Below are 24,097 nucleotides of genomic sequence, written 5' to 3' on the forward strand. Positions count from 1 at the left end.
ACCTCCTATGCCCCAACTGTTGAAGTTAAACGACTTAAAAATTTTCTTGTACGTTCCGATGATGGATTATCAATTACATCCTCAGGACTACCGCTTTCAATAATTTCTCCATTATCCATGAATATGACTTGGTCTGAAACTTCTTTAGCAAACTGTATTTCGTGTGTCACGATAACCATCGTTCTACCTTCACTAGCAATTTCTTGAATAATATTTAGCACGCCTTGTACAGATTCAGGGTCCAATGCTGAAGTTGGTTCATCTAATAAAAGCACTTCTGGTTCAATGCTTAATGCTCTTACGATACCTACACGTTGTTGCTGCCCACCTGATAATTGTACTGGGTATGCATTTGCTTTATCTTTTAGTGAAACTTTGTCTAAATATTCCATACCTTTAGCATTTGCTTCTTTCTTGCTCATGCCTTGTCCATAGATCAAACCTTCAGTAATATTTTCTAAAATTGTACGATTTTTAAATAAATTATATTGCTGAAATACCATAGCCGACTGTTTTCTTAATTTTGCTACATCATTTTTATTAAAATTTTCAATATTAAATAACGTATCTCCCAATTCAATTACACCTTTATATGGTGTTTCGAGCATATTTAAACTTCTTAATAAAGTGGTTTTTCCTGAACCACTTGGTCCTATAATTGCTGTAACTGTCCCTTTTTCTTGTTCAAAATTAATATCTTTCAAAATTTCATTATCCCCAAACTTATGGTGTAACCCTTCAACTGTTATCAAGTCATTCACTCCCGAACAAAATATTAAGTTGAATTTATCACAACTATTCCTATAAGTAAAGTCGGTTTTAATTTAAAATCCCTAATTCAAGCCATTTATAAAATTTTCTTATCTTTTTACTCGGATTAGATTGAATTTTTAAAATTGTCTGACTATAATGACATATATAACTTAAGGAGGTATTTATTAATGACACAAGAAAATTGGAATAAAGAAACGCTTGCAATTCACGGTGGTCAAGTACCTGATCCAGTTACTGGTTCAACAGCCGTTCCTATTCATCAAACTACGTCATTTACATTTAAATCAACTGAACATGCTAAAAACTTATTCGCCTTAGCTGAAGAAGGTAATATATATTCTCGAATTATGAATCCGACTAATGATGTCTTTGAAAAACGTATCGCATTATTAGAAGAAGGTTTAGCTGCATTAAGTGTAGGTAGTGGACAAGCTGCCATTACTTTAAGTATTTTAAACATTGCCGAAAGTGGCTCTGAAGTTGTTGCATCTACTAATTTATATGGTGGTACATATAATTTATTTGCAGTTACACTAAAGAAATTTGGCATTAAAGTACATTTTGTAGATCCAGATGATCCAGCAAATTTCGAAGCTGCAATTAATGACAATACTAAACTGATCTTCGCTGAAACTATCGGTAATCCACGTATTGATGTACTGGATATTGAAGGTGTCGCTGAAGTAGCACATAAAAATGGCATTCCTTTAATAGTAGATAATACATTTGCTTCACCTCACCTACTACAACCAATTAAATATGGTGCAGATATTGTTGTACATTCAGCAACTAAATTCATTGGTGGTCACGGAACGTCTATCGGTGGCGTAATTGTAGATAGTGGTAAATTTAATTGGGATAACGGAAAATTCCCAGGATTAGTAGAACCTGACCCAAGTTATCATGGCGTTTCTTACGTTAATGACGTAGGTCCAGCAGCTTATATTACAAAAGCACGTGTTCAATTATTAAGAGATCTCGGACCATCATTATCACCATTTAATGCCCAACAATTCTTAATAGGACTTGAGACATTACATTTAAGAACAGAACGTCATTCTGAAAATGCCCAAAAAGTAGCAGAATTTTTAGAATCACATGATAAAGTAAGCTGGGTGAACTATCCAGGACTTGAATCAAATCAATATCATAAACTCGCTAAGAAGTATTTACCAAAAGGACAAGGAGCAATACTAACATTTGGAGTTAAAGGCGATTCCGAAGCAATTCCAGACTTTGTAGAAGCCCTATCACTATTCTCATTATTAGCAAATGTAGGAGACTCTAAATCACTTGTAATACATCCAGCAAGCACAACCCACCAACAACTGTCCGAAGAAGAACAAGTTGCATCAGGCGTAACAAAAGATTTAGTCCGCCTTTCAGTAGGAACAGAATCAAGTGATGATATTATCAAAGACTTAGAACAAGCTTTAAATAAAATTAAATAATATTTGTTGGCGAATACGTCTGAAAATATACTAAAAAAAGTAGTGAAGAAATCTACGACAGCAGATAATCTTCACTACTTTTTTATTTTCTTATTTATGCTGTTGGTAAGATATACAAGAATGTGAGAAGTACATATGCTTGTGTATTTACAGATGATATAATACTGATGTCGCCTATCTCTCAGGCGTCTATTTGACGTAGAGAGGAGGTGTTAATCTATGCTAGAAATCCTTGTTCAGATCACGATTGCAGTCATCAGTGGTTGTATTATCGCGTTATTCACGCATTGGCTACGCAAACGCGATGATAAGTAAAATAGGCGACTAGTCACACCAAAAAAACCCTTCACTATTGAGAGTAGTGAGGGGGTTGGTGTATCTATGCTAGTTCCTTGTTATGTGTATTATAACATCATAGTGGTTTGGAATGCAAAGTACATAATAGAATAGGATATAATTATTAATAATCCTTTGTACTTAGACCTACTGACTTCTGTCACTTTTATTAAATATACTTAACGGGTTATTTATTTTAGAGTGAAGAATATTAAAAACTTTTCCATTCTTCTCTTAAAATCCCCATTTGTATTCCATCATGGAATTCACCTTCAACTACGCGCCCTTTTCGTATGCGTGCCTCTTCTATCATTCCAGCTTTATTTGCTACTTTCATCATTCTAATATTGCCAGACCATGTTGAAATACCTATTCTATTAGCATCAGTTTCTTTAAATAGATAATTAATCCATTCTTTGAATACTTGAGAACCTAATCCCTTTTCCCATTTGGTATTTTTATATATAACAATACCGCATTCTAACCATCTGGATTTCTCATCTTTCCAATATGATGTGACAACACCTAAAAAATCATCTTCATATTTTATTGCTAAAGTTGATAACGTATTTTTATAAAGATATTTACTTTCTCTATAATTCTTTTCGAATTCAGTAAATGTAAAATGCTTTTCTTCGATATATGGACCGTTCCAATTTTTAGCTTCTTGTAATGGATCTAAATATTTCCAATAATAATAATCGTTTAAATCATCTTCATTTAATTCTTCTAGTCGAGTTTTCTTATTTATGTTTTCCAACTTTAACATGCTCCTACATTGTTCAGAATTTGTTGATAGTATATGCTTTTTACTGAATTAATAATATTATTGATTGCTTATATTTATATTAGGTTATTATCTCATAAAGATTTTTGAAATTCTAACCTAAGAGTAAAAAGTTACTCTAATACCACTTTAGATACTAAAAATCGACCTATAAATTCTTCTCTCAAAATCCCTTATAAATAATATACTTAAGCCTAATAAAAAGTGCATATGCTTGTGTATTTACAGATGATATAATAATGATGTCGCCTATCTCTCAGGCGTCTATTTGACGTAGAGAGGAGGTGCAGAAAATGATAGATATTCTTGTTCACATCATGACCACGACAGCAAGTGGTTGCATTGTCGCATTCTTTGCGTATTGGCTTCGCAAACGTGGCGATAAGTAAAATAGGCGACTAAGCCACACCAAAAAACCCCTCACTATTGCGAGTAGTGAGGGGTTTGGTGCATCAAATGCAGATATTCTTGTTAAATGCATTATAACATCATTGTGGTTTCGAATGCAAAGTACATAATAGAATAGGATTTAATTATTAATAACCTAATACACTGTAGATCTACTAATTCCAGTCTCTTTTGATTTCTTTTGCAGAATCCAGTTCTGCAATTGCACTCATCATAGTAAAGAACTTCTCGCCCATTGTATCTTTGACCGATACATTCATATCTTTAATATCCATAAAAAATGAAAATAAGTGCTACTTTATTTCTTTTTCGCTTTAATTAATATAAACGGAGGAAACTGTTTTAACTTGTTTATACGTTCTTCATCATAGTATTTAAATACTTCTTCTGATTGTCCAAGGTCCTTAATACATTCGATTACAAAGCCACTATTTATTAAACTATTGAAAATAGTCTCAATCGTATGATGGTATTTGAAGACGTCTTGTCCTATCCAGTTAGCAGAACGTATAGTTTCATCAAAATAGTGTTCCATTCGCAAATAAATGCCGTTTTCATCTTCTTTGCTAACTTCTGGATCCATTGTAGCAGTTTGTATTGGATGTTCCATAGTAAATAAAAGAGTTCCTTCGCTTTTTAATAATTGATTTAATTTCTGACAACATTTTTTAAAGTCTTCTATGTAATGAAATACTAGTGAAGACACTATGACATCAAAGGTTTCATCTATATTAAGTTTCATAAAATCCTCATGATATAATGTCACAGGTTTATCTTTAAATTTCTTACTACTTTCATCAATCATGTTTTTTGATTGTTCGATGCCTGTTATATGGTTTGGATTATACGTTAACATGTAGGTTATAAGATTCCCCATTCCACACCCAACATCAAGTATTTGCTTTCCAAATAAGTCAGGCATTAATCGTTTCATTTCAGGCATTTCCACTACCTCATTATAACTTAAATGGCTATTTCTCTTATTCTTATACCCTTCAAAAAATGCTGAGTCATCATAAATATTATCCATTTTTAATATACCTCCTTATTAGTTAATAAACAGCAAAACGATTTCCATAAATTAAAATAAGTGCGCTCTTAAATATTTTCTTAATTATTCATCTTCTATATGTTCTGAACCCCATTTACAAAGCTCCTGTAACGCAGGCATTAATGACTTACCTCGTTCTGATAAATAATATTCTACTTTGGGTGGGACTTGTGGGTACTCATGGCGGATAATAAGTGAATCGAACTCTAGCTCTTTTAATTGATTACTCAACATTTTGTGAGTAATGCCTTGAAGTGATTTTTTCAGTTCTCCATAACGCATAATTTCTTCTGTTAATAAACAGAATAGTATGTGCATTTTCCACTTCCCTCCTATAAGCGATAACGTATAATCAAAGCCTTTATTGTTGAGTACTTGTCCATTTGTAGTTTTAGAGTAATTCATACAATACTCTCCTTTTTGATAGTATCTTACTAAAAAGTGCATACTAGTTTTTTTATATCATCATATTATACTAGCAATTAGAAATAAATTGAAATAAAAGAGGAGAATATATAATGGCAATTAAACCTATTGAAAGATCTAAAGCTTACCGTTTATTACAAGTAGGACCAACAACAATGATTTCTGCCAAGCACGATAACGTTGAAAATGTAATGGCGGCAGCTTGGGTTGGCCTTGTTGGAAACTATAAAGTTATGGCGTATATTGGCAAACAAGCTTTTACACGTGAACTTATTGAGCAGAGTGGTTATTTTGTAGTGCATATACCAACCGTTAAACAAATGGAAACAGTCTTATATGTTGGTGAACACAGCTCTAAAGAAATGGATAATAAACTTGATAACCTTTCTATATTTTATCAAGATGACGTTGACATCCCATTAGTTGAAGGTAGTGCTGGCTGGATTGTATGTAAAGTAATGCCAAATGAGCAGAATGAACAAGAACACGACTTGTTTATGGGCGAAATTGTTGGTGCTTGGAGTGACGATCGTGTCTTTAACAATGGTCATTGGATCTTTGACGATGCTCCTGATGAATTACGTACCGTACACTACGTAGCTGGAGGACAATTTTATGCTATAGGTAAAGGAACAAAATTCAATCATGGTCCAGGAAAAGACTAAAGAATAAATGAAAATATTATATATTCATAGTTCTCTTACAAATCGTATTTCATTATAAAAAGCAACTTAGTCAAAAAAAAAACCTCACTACTGCGAGTAATGAGGGGATTGGTGTATAAGTGAATACTATGCTAATTATCCTATTTTTTTCATTTTCTTTCTTTTAGATAATTGTATAATCAGTGGATAAAACAATGCAAAAATAGTCATCAATGATAACACGATACTAATTGGGGATCCCAAAAATATATCTGCTACATTATTATTACTTACTATTAAGCTTTTACGAAAATTCTGTTCCATATCTGAACCTATAATTGCTGCCAAAATCAAAGGTGCAAGTGGAAAATCTAATAATTTCATAACTAATCCAATAATGCCGAAAATAATTAAAATATAGAAATCAGTTATACTATATCCTAATGTATATGTACCGATAAACGCTAGCACCAAAATAATTGGATATAAAACTTTAGGTGGTGTACGTAATATCTTTAGTAATAAGCCTATTAAAGCAATGTTTATAATAACTAAAAATAAATTACCGATAAACATGCTGTTAATGAGTGTCCATATCATTTCAGGTTCGTTTTCAAATAATAAAGGTCCCGGTTGTAAGCCTAACATAACCACCGCACCTAAAATTACAGCTGTTGTCCCTGATCCTGGTACGCCCATCGTTAATAAGGGGATTAAAGCGCCTACTGCAGCCGCATTATTAGAAGCTTCTGGTGCAGCTACGCCTTCTATTTGGCCTTTCCCAAAATTCTTACCATTTTTCGATATTTGTTTTTCTGATGAATAGCTTAACATTGCCGCAATAGCACCACCAGCTCCTGGTAAAACACCGATTAGAAATCCAACTGGACTTTGTCGAAACATAGTACCTCTTGTTCGTTTCCAATCTTCTTTTGATAATTTCATTGATCCTACATCAGCATTAGGTGGTTTCAATGCATCTAAATGCAAATAATTATATAATACCTCTGCTACTGCATATACACCAATGATAACAACTAAGAAGTCGATACCTTCACTTAAGTGAGGATTGTCAAAAGTGAAACGATAAATACTTGATTGTAAATCAACACCTATTGTACTAATAATTAAACCGATACTTGTAGCAATAAAGCCTTTGACCATCTTCCTAGCCGATAAAGTTACAATTGCTGAAAGTGTAAATAAGAATAGTAAAAAATATTCTTGTGGACCAAATTTTAAAGCAAAGTCAGACAACGGCTTAGCTAATATAATAAAACCAAATACTGCAATAATACCACCAATTAATGAAGCTATGGCTGAGATCGTTAGTGCTTTACCAGCCTCTCCATTTTTGGTCATTGGGTAACCGTCAAATGTAGCTGCAATCGCTGAACCATCACCTGGCGTATTTAATAAAATAGAGCTTCTCGAGCCACCGTACATGGCACCATAATAAATTGAAACCATTAAAATCAATGCGCTCACTGGTTCCATACCAAATGTCATAGGTATGAGTACTGCAACCGCAGTCGCAGGTCCTAATCCTGGTAGCATACCTACCACTGTACCTAGAAAACCACCAATAAGCACCCATAATATATTCATTGGATGAAACGCAGTTGATAGTCCTTCTAAAAAACTTCCTGCATCAATTCCCATTTAAATTACCTCCTTAAGGTAAGCTGACATCCAAAAATTGTGAAAATGTGTACCATGCAATGCCAGAAAAAATCACCGTAACTAAAATATTTTGTAACCATCTTTTATATCCATTAATTAAGAACATAATGCCACCTAAGAACACAATTGTTGAAATTAAAAAACCGAGACGTTCGAATATTAAAGCGTATATTACTGTTAAGACAATTGTTAAGATGATACGTATGAATGTTTTTCTCTCTAGTAATTGTGAAAATGCTATAAATGATTCGTTACGTTTTTTAAATTCTTGAAAGAAATAAGCAATACTCATTATAAGAAGTAATAATCCAACTAACATTGGAAAATACATTGGGCTATTTGGATTGCCAATATTTGATTTAGGTATATTTAAAGTCAACACTAAATAAATAACGCCAAATAATATTAATAATACTGGAAAGACAAGTCGTGACATTTATACTCCCCCTTTATTTCATTCCTGAATCTTTGACTAATCCTTTATATTTCTTACGTTGATCTTCTAAAAATTCCTTGCTTTCTTTACTGTCTTTGTAAAAGTTTTGCCAATCATTATTCTTTCTTATTTTTTGCCAACTTTTCGATTTCACTACTTTTTTCATAGTTTTATCCCAATAGGCAATTTGTTCTGGTGTCATATCTTTCGGCCCCATCACACCACGCCAATGTGGAAAGACAACATCAACACCCTGTTCTTTCCATGTAGGTACCTCTTCAATACCTTCAACAGGTTCATCAGAAGTCACTGCCAATATTTTTAACTTTCCAATCTGGTGCTGTTCTTTCACTTCAGAGACAGAAGTAGAGGCAACATCTACATGTCCTCCTAATAAAGCGGTTTGTAAGTCTCCACCACTTTTATATACAAGGAAATCTATTTTATCTACATCAACGCCATACGCCTTAGCTGCCTGTACAAAAGCTAAGTGATCATTGTTGCCTAAACCTGGTGCAACACCTATAGTTAAAGATTCTGGATCATCTTTTAGTTTTTCCATCACTTCTTTACCAGAACTTAAGTTAGATTTATTGGATGCTGTTAAACTAATCCATTCAGTTGCTAAAATAGCAATAGGAGTGAGATCATCTGTACTTAAATCACTTAATCCTAATTCGTTATTAGATAATAATAAACTGGAATTAATAGATATAGTGTTCGGTGAACGTGTTTTTAAATATTGCCAACCTATTTCTCCGCCACCTCCAGGTTTATTAATAACATTGATGTTTTGCTTGGTTAAGTTTTCATCCATCATAATTTTTTGGATAGCACGAGCTGTTGTATCCCAGCCGCCTCCAGGTGAAGCCGGTGCAACAATTTCTACCGTTTCATTGGGAAATTGATTACTTGACGCCTTCGAATTATTATCTTTGCCACAACTTGCTAATATAATTTAAAAAACGATGATTAAAATACCCCATCTTTTCATCGAACCACCCCTTATTTTGAAAGCGTTTACAAATATTTGTATGATACTTTATTAAAAATGTTAAGCAGAACATAATCAGTGATTAAATACAGTGATTTTAAGACTGAAAATTCTGATTTTTTATAATAGTAAAATGTTAGCTATGTATGCTAATATAATTAGATTATTTATTAAAACATCCAGAGCGATCAAGGACAAATGCTTCTATAGAATTCATTATGCACGCTTGTCGCTATTGGATATTTATTTGTAACATCTAGTCAATTGGGCTATTACAAAGCAAAATAAAACTTGTTTTTTTACAATATATAAAAAACTATGCTCAATTTTCTAATTTGTTCATTTGTACATACTCAGCAGCTGATTTCCCAGCTCTTTTACCAAAAACTGAACCTGACATTAAACCAGATCCTCCTGGATAATTATGATAAAACAATCCCCCTACCATTTCTCCTGCTACAAATAATCCATCTATAGGATTGTTTTGTTCATCTAAAACTTCAGCTTTAGTATTTGTAGAAATACCTCCAAAAGCAAAAGTAATGCCGCATGTAATAGGGAAAGCATAATAAGGTGCTTGGTCAAATTTTAATGCCCAATTCGTCTTTTCTGGGCTAATACCTTTTGTAGATTTACCATCTTTCACACTTGGATTGTAGTCTCCATCTTGAACACTAGAATTATATTTCTCAATCATTTTAATAAAATTATCAGGATTTATCTCCATTTTTATAGCTAGTTCTTCTAAAGTGTCCGCTACAATCTTAGTCGCTTCTTTTAAATTATATTCTTTTCTCAACATAGGGCTGACTTGAGAATCAAAAATTTGAAAAGCTTTTTGATCAGGTTGTCTCAAAGTCTCTTTTCCATATTTTGCATAAGTATAATTTCTAAAATCAGCACCTTCATCTACAAATCTTTCTCCATTTTTATTAATGATTAAGCCCAGCGGATAAGATGATTTTTTATAAATATCACCAGGTTTTGAAAAATCACCCACCTTAGGAGCGTTATAATCTGTAGTATGAGCATGACAACCATCGTAGTGACCTGCTTTTTTAGCTCCAATTGCTGTAGCTATTTCTATTCCGTCACCTGTGTTATATTCAGTACCTCTAACAATTGCTTTTTCCCATTCTTCACCTAAGTTTTCAACTCTTTTTTCTATACTCGCTTCAAAACTACCACATGCTAATATAATTGCCTCAGTATTTACAGTTACCCCTTGCTTATTATTATCCAGGTAAGTTACTGCTGATACTTTATTATGATCCATTTTTATTTTATTAACTTCAGCACTATATATAATATCGATACCTAGTTCTTGGGATCTTTCAAATAAAGTGTTCATTAATCCTATCCCTTTATCCATTGTCTTTATAGGTAAGCCACCCCAAAAATTTCTATTTCCATTAATTTCAAAGTACTGATTTTCATTTAATTGAAACTCTACTCCTTGTTTTTTCATCCATAAAATAGTTTCAAATGATTCATTTGATAAAAATTTTGCTAATTCTGGATTACTCTCACCATTAGTTACTTTTAAAATATCTTCATAAAAGTCTTCAGTATTATAATCAGGCATTTGTATTTTTGATAAATCACTTTCTGATAGTGCTGTGACAACTTCATTGATTCCTTGTAAATCATTGTAAGCAAACCTTATTGCTCCATCAGTAAATATTGAATTTCCTCCTCTTTTTTCTTTGGGAGCTTTTTCTAATACAAGCACTTCACTTCCATTCTCTTTTGCTGATATCGCTGAACTTAGTGCAGCATTTCCTGTTCCAACTACAATTACGTCATATTTTTTCAAAAATATCCCTCCATAAAAAAAGTAATCTAAAAGTATTTAACTTTAGATTACATAATAAAATAGTAGAAAGGAAATACATATATTCTATTCACTATCATAAAATATTTTTATGACACTTTGCTCATACTAATCAATATACTTATAATATGATTTAATGTGTCTAATGAACTTTTGCATTAATGGATAATCCACTTCTTCCCTGTATAATAACCAAGTATCCCTATAAATTATTTCATTCTTTTTGTTTTTTATAGGTACTATATTTAAATTTTCATGGTCTCTGATACCGATATTAGGAGCAATTGCATAACCCATGCCTTTTTCTACTAGCTTCAAACAAGACTCTATGTTATCAATTAACATCGCTTCATTCGGAGGCTCATTGTAAGATTCCTTCCACCAGTTATCAATAGTAGTTTGTAATCCAATATCAGTCTTAAAAGCTATCCTTGACTTTGTAGGTAAGTTTTCTATATCAATCTCATCTTTGCTGATTATACATATAGGTTCTTGATCTAATAGAATTTTATAGCCTTTCCAAGATACATCTCCTCTTACTATGGCAAGTAAAATTTCGTCAGATGCTATTAATTTATAAATAGATTGGCTCCAAGAAGTAATAATTTTGAATTGAATTTTATTAAAATCATCCGTAAAACTACTAAGTAATTCAGGCAAATCATATCTCGCTAAATTATGAGAAACACCAAGTCTGATTACGCCCTCATTTTCGTTATCTATGCTATGAAGATTATCCTTCATCTCATTGAATCCATTCAAAGTTTTCTTAGCATACTCAACGAGATGAAGACCTTGAGGAGTAAATCTAATGCCTTTTTTAGTACGTATTATTAAAGACACTCCAAGCTCTCGTTCAATAGTATTAATTTTGTAACTTAACGAAGGTTGAGATACATATAACTTTGTCGCAGCCCTTGTAATATTTCTTTCATCATTCAGCGTTTTTATTATTTCTAAATCTCTAAAATCCATAGTTAGTTCCCCTTTCGCGTAAACAAGTGGTGCCATAAAATTATCAAATAACGAAGAAATAGATAAAGGGATTATCCATAAAAACCATATAACTTCATTATGTATAAAAAGTGCTAATATAATAGTACATAAAAATTTAAAAGTAAAAGCTAGGTTTAAAATTTCAGTATTATTAATGAAACGGCTGACTTTACTTAATATATACACCTAAAAAAGAAAAGTTAATAGTGAGTGGATTGGTGTATAAGTGTATACTTATTTTCGTTACATACATTATAACATCATCGTGATTTGGAATGAAAAGTACATAATAGAATAGGATTTAATGATTAATAACCCGATACACTGTAGATCTACTAACTCCTATTTGTTTAGCAATTTCTTCGCCGTTGAGCCTATTGCTCTTGCAGCTTCCAATCCTTTATTTTTTAATCATAAGTCAGCTAAAATGAATAATTTTTATAAATTTGATAACATTTATATATCATATGTATCAAAAAGGAGAACTAAGTAATGAAACAATCTGTATATGATTTAACTCAACAACATAGATCTATTCGCCAGTTTAAAGATGAACCTCTATCTAAAGAAACTGTCCAAAAATTAGTCGAAGCTGGACAAATGGCTTCTACATCTAGCTATGTACAAGCGTATTCTATTATCGGTATTACTGACCCTGAAATTAAGAAAGCTTTAAAAGAAATTTCTGGACAACAACATGTTGTAGACAATGGCTACTTATTCGTTTATGTAATTGATTATTATAGACATAGTTTAATTAATAAAGAGACAAATGGAAATATGGAAACAAGTTTTGAATCTGCGGAAGGTCTTTTAGTGGGTACAATTGATGTTGCATTAGCAGCACAAAATGTAGCACTAACTGCAGAAGATATGGGTCTTGGAATTGTATTTTTAGGTTCTTTACGAAATGATGTTGGTCGTGTAAGTGAAATATTAGACTTACCTGAGCATGTCTTCCCATTATTCGGTATGGCTGTAGGCGTGCCAAGTGATGATGAGCAAGGTTCACCAAAACAACGATTACCATTTGAACATGTCTTTCATGAGAATCAATATAACTCAGACAAAGAACAACTTGAACAAATCAAACAATATGACAATGATATTAAAGATTATTATGAACAACGCTCTAACGGTAAACGTTCTGAATCATGGTCTGAACAAATTAGAAAAATGATGAGCCAAAAAACAAGACCAGATATATTAGAGAAATTGAATATTAAAGGATTTATGAAAAAATAATATCGTATAAATTGGCTAAGTTGATTGGTTAACAGTAAGCTAACGAGCTTGTTTCTCTAGTCTTGCACGTTAGATTTTTTAACGTGCTTGTTCACAATTTCTTGCTCGTTAGAACTCTAAATCATCTTTATTTAGTGTTATTTTATACTTTTCTAATGCCTTTTTAGTCGCTAACGAGCTTGTTTTTCTAGTCTTGCACGTTAGATTTTCTAACGTGCTTGTTTACATTTTCTTGCTCGTTAGCGCGATTTCACATTCAACATATTCTATTTTAGTACTAAAAATAAGAGGCGGAGACAAATTATTTGTCTCCGCCTCTTTTCATTATAATGCTAGTGTTTTTTATTTTATGATGTTTTATCTTCTATTCTGCCATCACTTAATTTGATCACTTTATCTGCAAATTCAAATACTCTTTCATCATGTGTAATCATAATACCGATTGAATTATTTTCTTTTACATTATTTTTGATCATTTTAACTACTTCAATTGCTCGTTTTGAATCTAAACTTGCAGTTGGTTCATCTGCTAAAATCATTTTTGGTTGGTTCATCCACGCTCTCATTATAGCTACACGTTGTTTTTCCCCACCTGATAAAGCGTTTGGATATGATTTCAATCTATGTGATAAACCTATTTCTGTTAATAATTTTTCTGCTCTTTCTTTTGCTGCTTTTTTACCCATTCCAGCCATTTGACCTACATAAGTTAATTGGTCTGTTACATTTAAATAAGGTATTAAATGTGATGATTGGAAGATAAATCCTATTTGGTTTAATCTCATATCTGTAAGTTTTTTATCTGATAAATTCACATAATCTAAATCATCTAAAGTGATTTCTCCTGAACTCTTACCTAAAAGTCCACCGATGATTGATAATAATGTTGATTTTCCTGATCCAGATGCACCGTTTAATACGATTAATTCACCTTTATCTGCTGTAAATGTAATATCATTTAATACTTGAGTTTTTGCTTCTTTTTCACCGAATGATTTTGTAACATGTTCAACGACTAATCCCATAATTATTCTCCTCCTATAGCTTCTAGTGGTTCAATTTTCATAACTTTAACAAGTGATAATACTGCTCCGATTAATGAAACGACAATGAATACTGCAACCATCAATAACATCAAGTTCGTATTTAGGAAGAATGGCATTGTTACTGGCATCACGCCACCTAAAATTAAAATTACTGCGATTGCTAATGCAACTCCGATTAATGTAATAATTAATATTTGAAGCATTAATGAAGATATTAAATTTTTATTTTTCGTACCGATTGCTTTTAAAATTCCGAATTGACTAGTTTTTTGAATTGTCATTACGTAGAAGAATGCTGTAATAACGATTGCTGAAATTACGAATAAGAATACGATCATCAAGTTTAATGGTTGTTGTTCTGCATTATAACTTGGAATTGAATTTAACATATCATCTTGTGAAATAACTTTTACGTCATCTAATTTGTTGATTTCATCTTTTTGGCTGTCACTTAAACTATCGTAAGCAACAACTGAAATGTGATTACCTTTTAAATCGTTCATTCCATCTTCATTAACGTATGCCATTGAAGTATGTGAGAACATGATATTGTTAGCAAATCCAGAGATTTTAAATGATTGATCTTTATCTGCTATTTTAATTTTGTCCCCTACTTCAAATCCTTCAGCTTTCAATTTCTCGTTTAGTAATACTTCATTGTCACTTTTCGGTATGTGACCTTCTGAAGGATCAGGTTTAATGTTATCTGTAAGTTGTGTAAACATTAAATCTGTTTTACCACTATCTGTTTCAACTTTCTGCATTGCTGTCTTGATTGTGTCACCTTTTGCTACATTGTTAATTGCCTCATCTGATTTATCAGTGATATTTGATTGGCTTAAATTATTGTCTGCGTCACTCGCTATGACATATTCACTTTTATTCCATTGTTCAATTCCTGAAACGTTCTCTTTCGCTAACCCTTGTGCTAATGCTGAAATAAATAATACTAAAAATGCTAATAAGAATAGAATTAAAGTTACAAGTAAATATTTAAATTTGTAATAAGTAAGTTCTTTAAGTGCTAATTTCATGTTTATCCGTTCCTCTCTCTTAATGTATAAATTTATAATAACGACCCAATGTGAACTGAATATGAACAATAAGACATAAAACAAAAAAACTTTATAAAAAGTTAAAGACCTTGAAGATAGATATAATACAAGCTATTTAATTAATGTTCATTTATAGACAATTTACTAGTGTGCCTTACTTTAAGTTGGTACAATTAAAGCAAATATGAATGATATGGAGGTTATCTTTATGATTAAATCTACATGGCAAGGTAAGAAAACTTTTAGAGCACAATCAAAATTCGGTCATAATATAGTTTCTGATGCCCCTACTGAATCTGGTGGAGATGATAATGGCCCTTCACCAGTTGAATTAATGTTAAGTGGTTTAGCTGGATGTACGGGAATAGATGTTACAAATCTTATGAAGGAACGATTAGCCAATGTTACGAAATTGGAAATTACTGTAGATGATGAAAGAGAAGATATAACATCTCGTGCAGTTAAACATGTAAATTTAATTTTTGATGTTGAAGGCGAAGTTGATTTAAAAAAATTAAAACGCTCAATTACATTAAGTGTAGAAAAATATTGTACAGTTGCACATTCACTAAAAGCTACAATTGAACCGAAACTTATATTTAATGGTAAAGAGGAAACTTTATAAAAAAAACAGTTTGGACTGGGATCTACGTTATTAAACGGTTTCCCTATCCAAACTGTTATTTTTTAATATATGGTGCTCGCCAAATATAAAATGTTGCGTAAGAACTCCACATTTCCCATCCTTTATTCAGAGCAATCATTTGTTCTTTTGAAGGCTTTTGCTCTAAATTTAATATAGCTTTCAAAGCATTTTGTAAACCAACATCTCCAATAGGAAAAGCATTCTTAACACCTATTGACCTCATCATGACATAATGTGCAGCCCACGGCCCAATGCCTCTAATATTAACAAGTGTTTTTTCAATTTCTACCTTATCTTCCATATTCAATAACATATCTTTAGTTAACATTTGTGAATGGATTATCTTTGCTACATCGATTAAATATTCAGCTTTTCTTCTAGAAAATTTTAAATCCATCAATTCTTTTACAGTAATTTTGGATATCACATCAACTGTTGGGTGAATATAATATGATTTATTTTCAAACGTCATTTTTTCACCATAACTTTCTACTAATCTCTTCTTCAGTTGATAAGCAAAAGTTAAATTAATCTGCTGTCCAATTATCCCCCAGGAAATAGCTTCAAAAAAGTCAGGTATTCTGATTAATCTCAATCCATATAATTCATTTATTAAAGGTTCCAATATCTCATTTTTTCTACCATATTGATAAAATAAAGATAAATCTGCAGAAAAATCAAACCATTCTTCAATAAAATTTACTAACCTTTCTGTATTTTCAGGTGAGATAGATATATCATTTAAAATTTCTACTATTAAATAGTGGCGTTCATAAGAAATAGACAACAACAATTTAATATCATCAATCTTTATTGCACGATAAATTTTGTCATCCACTATATCAAAGAGCACTTCATTTTCGTCCCTTTTTAAATAAGCTAAACATTGTTCATAGTCGAAAATATCTGGACACTCAATTCTAATTTCTTCCATAAAGCATCACTTCCTTAATTACTCATATTATGAATCATATGTTTTTAATAAACAAATTAGAAATTTTAAAACATAAAATCAATTCATAGAAATTACATGTTATAATTGCAAGTAATTACCAATTAGGAGAGAAAAATATGTCAAAAAAATTATTCGTATTAATCACTACATTGTTACTTATTTTAGCAGCTTGTGGAAATAAAGATGACGATTCATCAAAAAGTAATACACATAAATACAAAACAGACGAAGGTAAAACTGTTGAAATTCCAGATAAGCCAAAACGAGTTGTTGTATTAACAACGGATCAAGGTAGCTTCCAAAAGCTTGGTGTAGATCCAGTTGGGACAGACGCTGATTTCCCTAAATCTAAATATGTAGACGATAAAGATGCTAAACGCGTTGGATCAGAAGACATCGAAGCTGTAACAAAATTAAAACCTGATTTAATCATCACGTATAACGCAAATCCTCAAATTAAAAAATTCGAAAAAATAGCACCTACAGTTCCATTTGATCATAGTAAACGTACATTTAAAGAAGTGCACGTTGAAATCGGGAAATTACTAGGTAAAGAAGATAAAGCAAAAGAACAAGTAAAAGAATTAGAAGACTTAATGTCTAAAGAAGGTAAAACAGTAAAAGAAGAAATCGGTAAAGATAGCACAGTTTCGATTATGGAAGTTGGTCCAAAAGAATTAACTTTAATAGGTAAAAACTTTGGCAGAGGTTCAGAAGTCATCTATCAAGGCTTTGGATTTAAACACCCAGCAGCCGCAGAAAAAGATATACCAAAAGAAGGCTGGTTAACAACTTCATTTGAAAACTTCAGCAAATATACAGGTGATTATTTACTCATACCAACTGAAGACGGTAAAAAACCAACCTCTTCATTAATCGACGGTAGCATTTGGAAAAACACAAAAGCAGTTAAAGAAGATCACGTTTATTATTATCCAAAAAATGAATTTATGTATTCAGACCCAATTTCAATAGAGAAACAAACTGAGTATTTAAAAAATATGCTAACAAAATAATAAATAGGAGGCTAGGACATTTAATGTGTCCTAGCCTCATTATTTTATATTTAATATGATATGTGTTGAATCGCACGATATCTTCTGAGTCTTCGTGCGTTTTGACCGAATTTTGCCTGAATCGCACGATATCTCTGAAGTCTTCGTGCGTTTTCGATTCAGAGCTTCACGCTCCTATACAACATTACCTATAATTATAATTCATCTATTTATTTTTTGCATTTTTAAACATTTATGCATACACTGTATAAAAAAGGAGTGGGATTTATCTTGGCCAAACAAACTGATTTACGTGTCATCAAAACTAAAAAAGCGCTCAATGACACATTACTCGAAATATTAACTATTAAAAATTTTTCTGATATCACTGTTAATGAAATATGCAATAAATCTCTCATTCATCGTACAACTTTTTATAAACATTTTATGGATAAAATTGATTTATTACAATATGCATTAAAAGAAAATACTAAGGAGTTCTTCATATTAGATATTTATGATCGACTTCACAAACCATTTCAATCTATGGAAAAATCTTTCGTAAATAAATTAAATGATGTATTTGAAAAACAAATGAATAATGATAAAGAATTTATGGATGAACTTATTAAGCATTTCATAGAAGTATTTAGTAAAGATTTCAAAAATAATATTGATAAAGTCGCAACCCCAACCCATATACCACAATCTCTACTTCCATATATTTATGGTTCAAATTTATCAGCCATCATACATTGGTCTGATTCATTACAAGGCGACTTAGACTACTCAAAGCTAGACGAAATATTTAATGAAATTAATATCATTAGTTTAAATGAAGGAAATTAAAAGGCCGAGACAATTAATTGTCTCAGCCTTTTATCATTATATTGGCAGTGGAATTCTATCCCACTGTTTTATTTTTGGACTAAATTATTTACATAATCTTTGAATTCTTCTTTGTTACCTTCTTCTATATCTATCATGGCAACTTTACCTTGAGGGAATTCAATAAATAATACGCCTTTGTCTTCTATTGTTACGGCTTTAATATCTTGATAACTAAATACTCTTTTATAAGGTTCGCCATTCATATCAACACTCATAATTACACGTTCGTTTGTTGTAATGTATGCACCTTTATACTGTGTTTGTTCTCCTACTTTATATATGATTGTACCTAATACGCTTGGTCCAACTTTTTCAGTAGGATATAATTCATTTTCATCAATTTCATTTAATTTCATGCTTGAAACCTCCATTCATTACTCTCTCTATTGTACGAAATAAATAGAGTATGAAACAAATATTATGATTGACGTTCTATCAATTATTTAAATTAATGTAACCTGCTCTAATTTTTTTGCCTTTTTCATCAAATGATTCTACATAACCATCTTCGCTCACATTATATGATCCTAATAATTCCCCTTCTTTACTCGTATATGAAAAACCAAATTTATCTCCTTGTTTCTCTGGTTCTTTCCAAACTGTTTCATCTGTATCGACTTTATCTATACCTTCAAATGCTTCTACAGCATCAAACACGTTATCTCTCGTTATGACAGTATTTTGATTTTCACTAGAATTTACAAATTCAAAGTCATCAGGATATTGCATAATATATTGAATGTTATCATTATCATCATTCCCGTTTGTATATACTGCAATTTGATATCCATTGTTCGGCGTATTATTATAAATAACAAATGAATGGCCTTGTCCCGTTCTTAAATCTTGAGCTGGCTCACCATGAAAGTCTATAAATTCTTTATAAGTTACATGGTCTGTTGGAACAACACTAAATTGTTCTACAGGTCTACCTTCACTCAAATAGTACATGACCATGAAACTTCCATATACATGCCCTTCTCTACCTAAGAAGTTACGCACATCTTCTTCCTGCCCAAACTTTGATTCTATATTCTCTTTATTCATCGTTTTCATCATACCTTTATACCCCGTTACATGATTTTCATTCATATAATGATCTGAAAAATCTTGTGACAAAATATCAATTTTCGGAGCTGATTCACTCTTATTACTGTTATTATTTTTTGATTGAGATGATTTATTATGATTATTTTTATTTGGTGGATCTCCTATAGTAATACTACATCCCGATAAAAGTAGTATCGTCGCAATGATGAATAAAAATTTATATTTCATTAATATAAATCCCTCCTAACTCAATTAAATAAATAATACTAAATTTATTAAAATTATTATTCCCTATTTCAAAGATAATATTCAGAAAAATTTGAAAACGTTTGTTTACTTTTATATAATGGTCATTAACTAGTTGAAAGGAGTCCTTTTACAATGACTGAACGAATTTATGGTAATACGCCTTGCTTTTTAGGTGGTAAAAATTTAACTAAAGAAAAAGATTATTCGACAGATGTTCTCGTATATGGTGTACCTTTCGAAGGCCCATGCACATGGGGAGACTATACGGGGTGTGAATTAGGCCCTAAACAAATCAGATTATCATCTGCTAGATATAGTGGCTATCTCCCTGAATTAGATCATATAGATGTTAATCAACATTTATCAATCGGTGACGTTGGAGATGTTTCAACTGTACCTCATGATGTTGAACAAACAGTAAATAATATTGAGACATTTGCGGAAGATTTATGGCGATCTAATAAATTTTTAGTTGGATTAGGCGGAGACCATGGTATTACATATCCAATTTTAAAAGGTTTAACAAATACCGGAAAAAAAGTAGGTATTATTCACTTAGACGCACATTACGATAATATGCCACACTATGAAAACGAACGATTTGCACGAAACACACCATTTATGAGGTTGTATGAAACTGAAGGCATTCGTAATGAAAGTTTAATTCATACTGGTATACACGGACCTCGAAATCAGCCTGAAACTGGTAAATTCGCTAAAGAAAATGGTGCTGTCACGATCACGATTAACGAAATCAAAGAAACGTCAGATTTAAGAAAATTTGCAAGAGATATCTATGCACAAGCTAGTAAAGATGTAGATGTTGTTTACTTAACAATTTGCAGTGATGTATTAGATTTCGCATTTAATCCAGGTGGTCCAGTTGATGGTAACGGACTGACAAGTTACGAATTACTTACTATGATATACGAATTTGGTAAATTAGGCCTTGTAGGTATGGACTTTGTTGAAGTCTATCCTATGCAAGATGCTAACCAAAATTCATCTCACTTTGTATCAACAGCTGTGCTTTATGTATTAGCCGGACACATTAAATACTTAAATAAAATTTAATGCCTGACATACGAAGGGATGGATTCATATGGCAGAACAGAGAGAAAGAAGTAAGTTCAGCATATTTGGTCCTGGCATGATTATAACCGCTTCATTTGTGGGACCAGGGACAGTTACGACTATGACTCAAGGTGGAGCCGGGTTTGGTTATAGTCTACTTTGGGCAGTGTTATTCTCAATTATTGCTACAATTGCATTACAAGAGATGGTTGCTCGATTAGCACTCGTTACAAATGAAGGTTTAGGTGAAGCCATACGTGATATTTTTAATCATCACCTCCTAAAAATCATCACTGTTTGGTTTAGTATGGTTGCTGTCGCAGTAGGTTGTGCCGCTTATATATCTGGTGATTTACTAGGTACTTCTTTAGGTGCTGCCTACTTACTTGATATACCTGAACATATCATCGCACCAGTAATCGGTATTATCATCTTATTAATAGGATTAAAAGGAAGTTATGATTTAATAGAAAAAGTCATGACCGTGCTCGTTCTTATTATGGGTGTTATTTTTATAACAACTGTAATTGTTATTCAACCAGATTTTGGTGCTGTTCTTAAAGGGGCATTCGTACCAAGCATACCTAATGGATCACTTCTAACAGTGATTGCGTTAATTGGTACAACAGTCGTTCCGTATAACTTTTTCATACATGCGACGTCTATTCACGAACGTTTTAATGGTGTTAAAGATTTAAAAATCGTTAGAACAGATACAATTCTAGCTATTGGGCTAGGCGGTCTGATTTCAGCTGCCATTCTAATAACTGCAGGTACATTAATAGAAGGCAGAGAAGTTAAGAGTTTAGTTGAATTATCTGAACCGCTTAAACCAATACTTGGTGATTTTGCTCCATTATTTATGAGTATCGGTTTATTCTCTGCAGGTTTATCATCTGCCATTGCCTCTCCTATGGGTGCTGCAGCTACTATAAGTAGTTGTCTTCGCTGGAAAGGTGGCCTAAAGAGTAAAAAATATCGACTAGTCTTTGCTATCGTGATATTTATCGGCATAATTACTTCTTCTCTTGGATTTGAACCATTAGAAGTATTATTAATTGCTCAAGCATTAAATGGTATTATATTACCGCTTATTGCAGTATTAATTTTTATTATCTTGAACAAGAAAAATATGATGGGCAAATTTGCAAATGGCATCGTGCTTAATATCATTGGAATATTCGTTGTTTTAGTCGTTTCGTTCTTAGGTATTTATAGTTTAATAGATGCTATTCAAAGTTTCATGAGTTAATTATCAAGAATTTATAGGGGATGAAATATTTTATGACAAAATTAACAGTCTATCTAGCAGGACAAATACATGATAATTGGAGAGAAGAAATCACCCAAAAAGCACAAGAAAGTAATTTACCATTAACTTTTGTTGGGCCACAAACAAATCATGATCGTTCTGATAATGTAGGTGAAGCCATATTAGGAGAACAACCAAACAATTATTATAAAGATAACGCAGCATCAGACATCAATAATTTGCGTACACAAGTATTGATGAACAAAGCAGATATCGTAATTGCTTTATTTGGAGAAAAATATAAACAATGGAATACAGCTATGGATGCATCAACTGCAGTTGCACTCAACAAACCATTGATTCTTGTACGTCCAACAGACTTAATCCATCCATTAAAAGAACTATCCAACAAAGCTAATGTCACTGTAGAAACAGTCGATCAAGCATTAGATGTTATTAAGTACATTTATGAGTAAAAATTTTAAAAAGGAGTGGAACAGAAATCTAGTTTTAAAAAATAGATTTCTGTTCCACTCCTTTTTATTCATCATTTCAATTTCATTTTCATTTTCATTTGTTTCTTATATTTAAAATAAACTTTTGATAATAAATCTGCTATGAGCAACCCAAGTGCAATAGAACTTGATATTAAAGCTACTTTAATCATTGTTATCAAAGCTTCATGATAGTCATTGAGCACTAAATTTTTAATTGCTTCATAAGCGGTTCCTCCTGGTACAAGTGGAATAATTCCAGGAATGATAAACAAAATAATTGGCGAAAAGAATCGCTTACTCATAAAGTGACTCATGATTCCAATAAAGAAACCACCTATAAATGAAGATTGTACATCTGAATCATTAAATAATAGACTTGATTGAAATGCCATCCATCCTATTGCACCAACTATTCCTGCAGGTACTAACAAGTATTTAGGTGAATTAAATAATACGCCAAATAATAAAGATGCTCCAAAACTAAATACAATATTTAATATTATTGTTATTATCATAACTCACCTCTCAAGAGAAAATTAATAATACAACGCCTACACCTACTCCTATCGCTATTGAAGTAAATGTTGCTTCTAAACCTTTAGAAATACCAACTAACAATTGTCCAAGAAATAAATCTTGTATCGCATTTGTTATTAATACCCCTGGTACAATAGGCATGACTGCAGATATTATTGAAATATTTACTGTATTCCCACCAGTTATGATTTGATTCCATATAGCTATTAAAGCAATTACACTAGCAGCAACTATTTCTGCTATAAACTTCACATTCGTCCATGAATGTAATAACTCTACGATACAATACCCTATTGCGCCGGCAATGAAAGTTGCGATGATATCTTCTTTAATTCCACTAAATAAATATAGGAAAAATACTGATATAAGCCCTGCAGCAACCATTTTAAATGGTAAAGAATATGGATATGGTGAATTATGTATAGTAAGTATTCTCTTTAAAGCCTCTTCTGCCGATATTTGTTCTTTTTCTAACATTCTCGATACATTATTTACACGATGAATATTGCCTAAATTAGTATCTCTCTTTTTCACTCTATAAACTCTTATATTATCATCTATATCTAAAGCAAAATTTATAAAAGTTGAACTTACATAACATTGATTATTAGGATATCCTAGACGTTTAGCCATTCTAAACATCGTATCCTCAACACGAAATGCCTCTGAACCCGCTTCTAAAAGAACTAGACCCGCATTCATCACTATTTCTTGAACTAATTCTTTTGAATGCTTTTTTTGATTCATACTATACACACCTCGTTTCTTAGTTACATCTATATAAG

Annotated in this window: 28 protein-coding genes; 11 read left to right on the forward strand and 17 right to left on the reverse strand. The window is 31.8% G+C overall.

Annotation, left to right across the window (positions count from 1 at the left end; translation table 11 throughout):
• Window positions 1-5: 5 nt before the first annotated feature.
• Window positions 6-752, reverse strand: coding sequence for an amino acid ABC transporter ATP-binding protein (locus LQ668_RS05480; RefSeq protein WP_078357309.1), 747 nt, complete (start codon window positions 750-752; stop codon window positions 6-8).
• Between the two features lie 189 nt (window positions 753-941).
• Between LQ668_RS05480 and LQ668_RS05485 the strand changes: the two genes are divergently transcribed.
• A complete protein-coding gene (locus LQ668_RS05485) occupies window positions 942-2,225 on the forward strand; it encodes a homocysteine synthase (protein WP_078357308.1) in 1,284 nt (427 codons plus the stop codon).
• Window positions 2,226-2,444: 219 nt separating this feature from the next.
• Window positions 2,445-2,540 carry a type I toxin-antitoxin system Fst family toxin gene (locus tag LQ668_RS05490; RefSeq protein WP_107510030.1) on the forward strand — a complete coding sequence of 32 codons (96 nt, stop codon included), beginning with the start codon at window positions 2,445-2,447 and terminating at the stop codon, window positions 2,538-2,540.
• 232 nt (window positions 2,541-2,772) lie between these two features.
• Here LQ668_RS05490 and LQ668_RS05495 read toward each other — a convergent pair whose 3' ends face one another.
• Complete coding sequence (locus LQ668_RS05495) at window positions 2,773-3,321, reverse strand: GNAT family N-acetyltransferase (RefSeq protein ID WP_411815071.1); 549 nt, start codon at window positions 3,319-3,321, stop codon at window positions 2,773-2,775.
• A 320-nt stretch (window positions 3,322-3,641) separates the two neighbouring features.
• On the opposite strand from LQ668_RS05495, the gene LQ668_RS05500 reads away from it, so the two are divergent.
• The gene (locus LQ668_RS05500) at window positions 3,642-3,737 is read left to right on the forward strand and encodes a type I toxin-antitoxin system Fst family toxin (protein ID WP_115337737.1); all 96 of its coding nucleotides are present in this window, start codon (window positions 3,642-3,644) and stop codon (window positions 3,735-3,737) included.
• Window positions 3,738-4,054: 317 nt separating this feature from the next.
• Here LQ668_RS05500 and LQ668_RS05505 read toward each other — a convergent pair whose 3' ends face one another.
• Window positions 4,055-4,786, reverse strand: a complete 732-nt coding sequence (locus tag LQ668_RS05505; RefSeq protein WP_107510032.1) for a class I SAM-dependent methyltransferase — start codon at window positions 4,784-4,786, stop codon at window positions 4,055-4,057.
• Window positions 4,787-4,870: 84 nt separating this feature from the next.
• Entirely contained in the window at window positions 4,871-5,212 is a 342-nt protein-coding gene (locus tag LQ668_RS05510) for a winged helix-turn-helix transcriptional regulator (protein WP_078357300.1), read from the reverse strand.
• Window positions 5,213-5,325: 113 nt separating this feature from the next.
• On the opposite strand from LQ668_RS05510, the gene LQ668_RS05515 reads away from it, so the two are divergent.
• A complete protein-coding gene (locus LQ668_RS05515; protein WP_078357299.1) occupies window positions 5,326-5,898 on the forward strand; it encodes a flavin reductase family protein in 573 nt (190 codons plus the stop codon).
• A 135-nt stretch (window positions 5,899-6,033) separates the two neighbouring features.
• Here LQ668_RS05515 and LQ668_RS05520 read toward each other — a convergent pair whose 3' ends face one another.
• The 6 genes from LQ668_RS05520 to LQ668_RS12470 form a co-directional block, all read right to left on the reverse strand.
• Window positions 6,034-7,539 carry a tripartite tricarboxylate transporter permease gene (locus LQ668_RS05520; protein WP_239775924.1) on the reverse strand — a complete coding sequence of 502 codons (1,506 nt, stop codon included), beginning with the start codon at window positions 7,537-7,539 and terminating at the stop codon, window positions 6,034-6,036.
• A 13-nt stretch (window positions 7,540-7,552) separates the two neighbouring features.
• Window positions 7,553-7,996: a tripartite tricarboxylate transporter TctB family protein gene (locus LQ668_RS05525; protein WP_239775925.1), complete on the reverse strand. Its 444-nt coding sequence runs from the start codon at window positions 7,994-7,996 to the stop codon at window positions 7,553-7,555.
• Window positions 7,997-8,009: 13 nt separating this feature from the next.
• The gene (locus tag LQ668_RS05530; protein ID WP_107510035.1) at window positions 8,010-8,954 is read right to left on the reverse strand and encodes a tripartite tricarboxylate transporter substrate binding protein; all 945 of its coding nucleotides are present in this window, start codon (window positions 8,952-8,954) and stop codon (window positions 8,010-8,012) included.
• Between the two features lie 358 nt (window positions 8,955-9,312).
• A complete protein-coding gene (gene tcuA / locus LQ668_RS05535) occupies window positions 9,313-10,806 on the reverse strand; it encodes an FAD-dependent tricarballylate dehydrogenase TcuA (RefSeq protein ID WP_203153847.1) in 1,494 nt (497 codons plus the stop codon).
• A gap of 126 nt (window positions 10,807-10,932) precedes the next feature.
• Window positions 10,933-11,799: a LysR family transcriptional regulator gene (locus LQ668_RS05540; RefSeq protein ID WP_239775926.1), complete on the reverse strand. Its 867-nt coding sequence runs from the start codon at window positions 11,797-11,799 to the stop codon at window positions 10,933-10,935.
• Between the two features lie 322 nt (window positions 11,800-12,121).
• Window positions 12,122-12,217, reverse strand: coding sequence for an HTH domain-containing protein (locus LQ668_RS12470; RefSeq protein WP_107510071.1), 96 nt, complete (start codon window positions 12,215-12,217; stop codon window positions 12,122-12,124).
• Between the two features lie 95 nt (window positions 12,218-12,312).
• Between LQ668_RS12470 and nfsA the strand changes: the two genes are divergently transcribed.
• Window positions 12,313-13,065 carry an oxygen-insensitive NADPH nitroreductase gene (nfsA, locus tag LQ668_RS05545; RefSeq protein WP_239775927.1) on the forward strand — a complete coding sequence of 251 codons (753 nt, stop codon included), beginning with the start codon at window positions 12,313-12,315 and terminating at the stop codon, window positions 13,063-13,065.
• Window positions 13,066-13,412: 347 nt separating this feature from the next.
• On the opposite strand, the gene LQ668_RS05550 is transcribed toward nfsA, so the two are convergent.
• A complete protein-coding gene (locus LQ668_RS05550; RefSeq protein ID WP_078357292.1) occupies window positions 13,413-14,090 on the reverse strand; it encodes an ABC transporter ATP-binding protein in 678 nt (225 codons plus the stop codon).
• A gap of 2 nt (window positions 14,091-14,092) precedes the next feature.
• A complete protein-coding gene (locus LQ668_RS05555) occupies window positions 14,093-15,145 on the reverse strand; it encodes an ABC transporter permease (RefSeq protein WP_107510068.1) in 1,053 nt (350 codons plus the stop codon).
• A gap of 229 nt (window positions 15,146-15,374) precedes the next feature.
• Here LQ668_RS05555 and LQ668_RS05560 point away from each other — a divergent pair, with 229 nt between their 5' ends.
• Window positions 15,375-15,791 carry an OsmC family protein gene (locus tag LQ668_RS05560; RefSeq protein WP_078357290.1) on the forward strand — a complete coding sequence of 139 codons (417 nt, stop codon included), beginning with the start codon at window positions 15,375-15,377 and terminating at the stop codon, window positions 15,789-15,791.
• Between the two features lie 55 nt (window positions 15,792-15,846).
• Here the strand turns inward: LQ668_RS05560 and LQ668_RS05565 are convergent, their stop codons facing one another.
• The gene (locus LQ668_RS05565; protein ID WP_107510067.1) at window positions 15,847-16,746 is read right to left on the reverse strand and encodes a DNA-3-methyladenine glycosylase family protein; all 900 of its coding nucleotides are present in this window, start codon (window positions 16,744-16,746) and stop codon (window positions 15,847-15,849) included.
• A gap of 137 nt (window positions 16,747-16,883) precedes the next feature.
• Between LQ668_RS05565 and LQ668_RS05570 the strand changes: the two genes are divergently transcribed.
• Window positions 16,884-17,783 carry an ABC transporter substrate-binding protein gene (locus tag LQ668_RS05570; RefSeq protein ID WP_078357288.1) on the forward strand — a complete coding sequence of 300 codons (900 nt, stop codon included), beginning with the start codon at window positions 16,884-16,886 and terminating at the stop codon, window positions 17,781-17,783.
• A 270-nt stretch (window positions 17,784-18,053) separates the two neighbouring features.
• Window positions 18,054-18,611 (forward strand): TetR/AcrR family transcriptional regulator, encoded by a 558-nt coding sequence (locus tag LQ668_RS05575; protein ID WP_119634301.1) that lies wholly within the window; start codon window positions 18,054-18,056, stop codon window positions 18,609-18,611.
• A gap of 68 nt (window positions 18,612-18,679) precedes the next feature.
• On the opposite strand, the gene LQ668_RS05580 is transcribed toward LQ668_RS05575, so the two are convergent.
• Together LQ668_RS05580 and LQ668_RS05585 are read right to left on the reverse strand one after the other, a co-directional pair.
• Window positions 18,680-19,009 (reverse strand): hypothetical protein, encoded by a 330-nt coding sequence (locus tag LQ668_RS05580; RefSeq protein WP_107510065.1) that lies wholly within the window; start codon window positions 19,007-19,009, stop codon window positions 18,680-18,682.
• 79 nt (window positions 19,010-19,088) lie between these two features.
• Window positions 19,089-19,931: a hypothetical protein gene (locus tag LQ668_RS05585; protein WP_107510064.1), complete on the reverse strand. Its 843-nt coding sequence runs from the start codon at window positions 19,929-19,931 to the stop codon at window positions 19,089-19,091.
• A 153-nt stretch (window positions 19,932-20,084) separates the two neighbouring features.
• Between LQ668_RS05585 and LQ668_RS05590 the strand changes: the two genes are divergently transcribed.
• Genes LQ668_RS05590 through LQ668_RS05600 form a run of 3 tightly spaced genes read left to right on the forward strand, consistent with a single transcriptional unit; the run spans window position 20,085 to window position 22,754 of the window.
• A complete protein-coding gene (locus LQ668_RS05590) occupies window positions 20,085-21,026 on the forward strand; it encodes an agmatinase family protein (protein WP_078357284.1) in 942 nt (313 codons plus the stop codon).
• A gap of 28 nt (window positions 21,027-21,054) precedes the next feature.
• Window positions 21,055-22,278, forward strand: a complete 1,224-nt coding sequence (locus tag LQ668_RS05595) for an Nramp family divalent metal transporter (RefSeq protein WP_078357283.1) — start codon at window positions 21,055-21,057, stop codon at window positions 22,276-22,278.
• 32 nt (window positions 22,279-22,310) lie between these two features.
• Window positions 22,311-22,754, forward strand: coding sequence for a YtoQ family protein (locus tag LQ668_RS05600; RefSeq protein ID WP_078357282.1), 444 nt, complete (start codon window positions 22,311-22,313; stop codon window positions 22,752-22,754).
• Window positions 22,755-22,825: 71 nt separating this feature from the next.
• Here the strand turns inward: LQ668_RS05600 and LQ668_RS05605 are convergent, their stop codons facing one another.
• Together LQ668_RS05605 and LQ668_RS05610 are read right to left on the reverse strand one after the other, a co-directional pair.
• Entirely contained in the window at window positions 22,826-23,290 is a 465-nt protein-coding gene (locus LQ668_RS05605) for a threonine/serine exporter family protein (protein WP_078357281.1), read from the reverse strand.
• Window positions 23,291-23,300: 10 nt separating this feature from the next.
• Window positions 23,301-24,059, reverse strand: a complete 759-nt coding sequence (locus LQ668_RS05610; protein ID WP_078357280.1) for a threonine/serine exporter family protein — start codon at window positions 24,057-24,059, stop codon at window positions 23,301-23,303.
• Between the last annotated feature and the right edge of the window lie 38 nt (window positions 24,060-24,097).

It is taken from the genome of Mammaliicoccus sp. K-M42, assembly GCF_022386375.1.
Lineage (GTDB): Bacteria > Bacillota > Bacilli > Staphylococcales > Staphylococcaceae > Mammaliicoccus > Mammaliicoccus fleurettii.

Bases quoted from the DNA above. Each gene is read 5' to 3' on its own strand.
- LQ668_RS05610 (WP_078357280.1), bottom strand. From the start codon at position 24,059: ATGAATCAAAAAAAGCATTCAAAAGAATTAGTTCAAGAAATAGTGATG.
- LQ668_RS05500 (WP_115337737.1), top strand. From the start codon at position 3,642: ATGATAGATATTCTTGTTCACATCATGACCACGACAGCAAGTGGTTGC.
- LQ668_RS05570 (WP_078357288.1), top strand. From the start codon at position 16,884: ATGTCAAAAAAATTATTCGTATTAATCACTACATTGTTACTTATTTTA.
- LQ668_RS05555 (WP_107510068.1), bottom strand. From the start codon at position 15,145: ATGAAATTAGCACTTAAAGAACTTACTTATTACAAATTTAAATATTTA.
- LQ668_RS05515 (WP_078357299.1), top strand. From the start codon at position 5,326: ATGGCAATTAAACCTATTGAAAGATCTAAAGCTTACCGTTTATTACAA.
- LQ668_RS05485 (WP_078357308.1), top strand. From the start codon at position 942: ATGACACAAGAAAATTGGAATAAAGAAACGCTTGCAATTCACGGTGGT.
- nfsA (WP_239775927.1), top strand. From the start codon at position 12,313: ATGAAACAATCTGTATATGATTTAACTCAACAACATAGATCTATTCGC.
- LQ668_RS05525 (WP_239775925.1), bottom strand. From the start codon at position 7,996: ATGTCACGACTTGTCTTTCCAGTATTATTAATATTATTTGGCGTTATT.
- LQ668_RS05605 (WP_078357281.1), bottom strand. From the start codon at position 23,290: ATGATAATAACAATAATATTAAATATTGTATTTAGTTTTGGAGCATCT.
- LQ668_RS05510 (WP_078357300.1), bottom strand. From the start codon at position 5,212: ATGAATTACTCTAAAACTACAAATGGACAAGTACTCAACAATAAAGGC.
- LQ668_RS05540 (WP_239775926.1), bottom strand. From the start codon at position 11,799: ATGGATTTTAGAGATTTAGAAATAATAAAAACGCTGAATGATGAAAGA.
- LQ668_RS05590 (WP_078357284.1), top strand. From the start codon at position 20,085: ATGACTGAACGAATTTATGGTAATACGCCTTGCTTTTTAGGTGGTAAA.
- LQ668_RS05520 (WP_239775924.1), bottom strand. From the start codon at position 7,539: ATGGGAATTGATGCAGGAAGTTTTTTAGAAGGACTATCAACTGCGTTT.
- LQ668_RS05585 (WP_107510064.1), bottom strand. From the start codon at position 19,931: ATGAAATATAAATTTTTATTCATCATTGCGACGATACTACTTTTATCG.
- LQ668_RS05565 (WP_107510067.1), bottom strand. From the start codon at position 16,746: ATGGAAGAAATTAGAATTGAGTGTCCAGATATTTTCGACTATGAACAA.
- LQ668_RS05595 (WP_078357283.1), top strand. From the start codon at position 21,055: ATGGCAGAACAGAGAGAAAGAAGTAAGTTCAGCATATTTGGTCCTGGC.
- LQ668_RS05490 (WP_107510030.1), top strand. From the start codon at position 2,445: ATGCTAGAAATCCTTGTTCAGATCACGATTGCAGTCATCAGTGGTTGT.
- LQ668_RS05550 (WP_078357292.1), bottom strand. From the start codon at position 14,090: ATGGGATTAGTCGTTGAACATGTTACAAAATCATTCGGTGAAAAAGAA.
- LQ668_RS05560 (WP_078357290.1), top strand. From the start codon at position 15,375: ATGATTAAATCTACATGGCAAGGTAAGAAAACTTTTAGAGCACAATCA.
- LQ668_RS05505 (WP_107510032.1), bottom strand. From the start codon at position 4,786: ATGGATAATATTTATGATGACTCAGCATTTTTTGAAGGGTATAAGAAT.
- LQ668_RS05580 (WP_107510065.1), bottom strand. From the start codon at position 19,009: ATGAAATTAAATGAAATTGATGAAAATGAATTATATCCTACTGAAAAA.
- LQ668_RS05600 (WP_078357282.1), top strand. From the start codon at position 22,311: ATGACAAAATTAACAGTCTATCTAGCAGGACAAATACATGATAATTGG.